Source organism: Streptosporangium minutum, from assembly GCF_002149035.1.
GTDB classification, from domain to species: domain Bacteria; phylum Actinomycetota; class Actinomycetes; order Streptosporangiales; family Streptosporangiaceae; genus Streptosporangium; species Streptosporangium minutum.
The window spans coordinates 1-2,078 of sequence record NZ_NGFP01000479.1; the positions used below are offsets into that span (position 1 = coordinate 1).

Consider the following 2,078-nt stretch of genomic DNA (forward strand, 5'->3'; position numbering starts at 1 on the left):
GGCTTCCGCCTCGTCGGCCTGATGGCCTACGAAGCACAGATCGCCGGAGTCGGCGACAACCCCCCGGGCAACACCGCCCTCACCCGGGCGATCCGCCTGATGCAGGCCCGGTCACGGCGCGAACTGACCATACGCAGAGGCCGCATCGTCCAGGCCGTCACCCAGATCGCCGACCTGGAGTTCGTCAACGGCGGCGGGACCGGGGCAGGGCGAACAGGGCGGCGGGGCGGCCGGTGAAGTTCCGGTAGAAGTCGAACAGGCGGGGGTGGAAGAAGCCCGATCCCGCGGCCACTTCGGTGACGGCTTTCTCGCGGGTGGTCTTCTCGATGCTGCCGGTGCCGCCGCCGTTGACGAACTCCAGGTCGGCGATCTGGGTGACGGCCTGGACGATGCGGCCTCTGCGTATGGTCAGTTCGCGCCGTGACCGGGCCTGCATCAGGCGGATCGCCCGGGTGAGGGCGGTGTTGCCCGGGGGGTTGTCGCCGACTCCGGCGATCTGTGCTTCGTAGGCCATCAGGCCGACGAGGCGGAAGCCGGGGCGTTTGGCGACGTCGGCTGCCAGGTCGGCGGCCTGGTCGGGTTCGCGGATGGGGGAGCGTCGGGCGCCGGCGCGGAATCTGCCGCCGAGGGTGACGTATCCGGCGTCGATGTCGAGGCAGATCCGGATCTCGTGGCGGTCGCGGACGTCGGCGACGGCCGATTCGATGAAGTCGAGGTGTTCGGCCCGGTCGACCATCACCGTGATCTCCTGTGCCGCGCGGGTGTCGGCGGCGAGTGCGGTGAGTGCGGCGCGGTCGGCGGTGGGGTAGGCGACGAGGATGTCGCGTAGTCCGGTGGAGGCGAGCCAGAGGGCTTCGGGGAGGGTGAAGGCCATGATGCCGGCGAAGCCGTCCATGGCGAGGATGCGTTCGAGGACGGGGCGGGATCGGATCGACTTGCTGGCGACCCTGATGGGTTTGCCGCCGGCGCGCCGGGTCATGCCGGAGGCGTTCGAGCGCAGGGCTGCCAGGTCGAGCACGGCGAAGGGGGGATCCAGTTGTGCGGTGGCCCGGTCGTAGCGCTGGCGGTCATCCATGACGGCAGGATAACCTGATCCAACCGAATATGAATATTGCTCATGTTGATGCCGTGGCGGTAAATTCTCCTGCCAGGGCGGTTCCAAGATCGTGAAAGTGGCCGGTCAGACCTTCCCCGGGCTGCCGGGGCCGCGTAAACCTGACCGGGTGATGAGCACTCTCCAGGACATCATGTCGAGCACGGGCGGCACGGCGGGCGGTGAGAGCCTGCAGGCGGTCCGCCGCCGGTCGCTGCGGCTGCTGAGGCCGGGCAGGACCCCGGCCGGTGTGGCGGTCGCCCTGACGGTGTCCGTCGCGCTGGCGGCGGCGACCGGGGCGACGGTCGGCCTGGTGACGGGCTCGCCGTTCGGGCGGATGCCGTACCGGCAGCTCGCCGCCTGGGCCGGTGAGTCGAGATGGTCCGACGCCGGCCCGCTCGCCCTGGCGCTGCTCGCGATGGCGGCCGGGGCCCTGCTGCTCGGGCTCGCGGTGCTGCCGGGGCGGACTCGGCTGGTGCCGCTGGAGGCCGCCGATCCCCGGACGGTGCTGGGCCTGACCAGGTCGGGGCTCCGCCGTACGCTGCGGGCGGCGGCCGAGTCGGTCAACGACGTGGGCAGGGCGCGGGTCCGTCTCGGATGGCGGAACATCGAGATCACGGTGGTCAGCGACGCGGACCGGACCGGGCACCTGCTGCGTCAGGTCGGTACGGCGGTCGGCGACCGGATGGCGGGTCTGGGCGCGATGTGCGGGGGTGAGGTCGTGGTACGGCTGCGCAGGCGGGGGATCTGATGAAGGCGTATCTGGGCAACCGGATCGGCCTGGCCGTCACCGGGGCGGTGCTGACCGGGGCCGGGCTCTACGCGTTCCTGCGGGGGCACGGGAAGCTCCCCCAGCCGCGTGGAGACCGGATCCTGAACAGGGGGATCCCCGGCTACCTGGCCGAGCATCCGCTGGTGGGGTGGCTGGCCGCGCTGCTACTGATGGCGCTGACGCTGGTGGCGATCCGGTGGTTGCTGGGCGCCG

Annotated in this window: 2 protein-coding genes and 2 pseudogenes; 3 read left to right on the forward strand and 1 reads right to left on the reverse strand. The window is 71.4% G+C overall.

Annotated features, from left to right (window positions below):
• A pseudogene (locus CA984_RS43800) lies at nt 1-237 on the forward strand (amino acid deaminase/aldolase); the annotation flags it as partial.
• Here CA984_RS43800 and CA984_RS43805 read toward each other — a convergent pair.
• Nucleotides 191-1,075 (reverse strand): annotated as a pseudogene (locus CA984_RS43805) (alanine racemase); the annotation flags it as partial. The pseudogenes CA984_RS43800 and CA984_RS43805 overlap by 47 nt on opposite strands.
• A 151-nt stretch (nt 1,076-1,226) precedes the next feature.
• Between CA984_RS43805 and CA984_RS43810 the strand changes: the two are divergent.
• Nucleotides 1,227-1,844 (forward strand): DUF6286 domain-containing protein, encoded by a 618-nt coding sequence (locus CA984_RS43810; RefSeq protein ID WP_086579136.1) that lies wholly within the window; start codon nt 1,227-1,229, stop codon nt 1,842-1,844.
• The coding region (locus tag CA984_RS43815) for a hypothetical protein (RefSeq protein WP_423229366.1) at nt 1,844-2,078 on the forward strand (235 nt) is incomplete at its 3' end. The genes CA984_RS43810 and CA984_RS43815, both read left to right, overlap by 1 nt.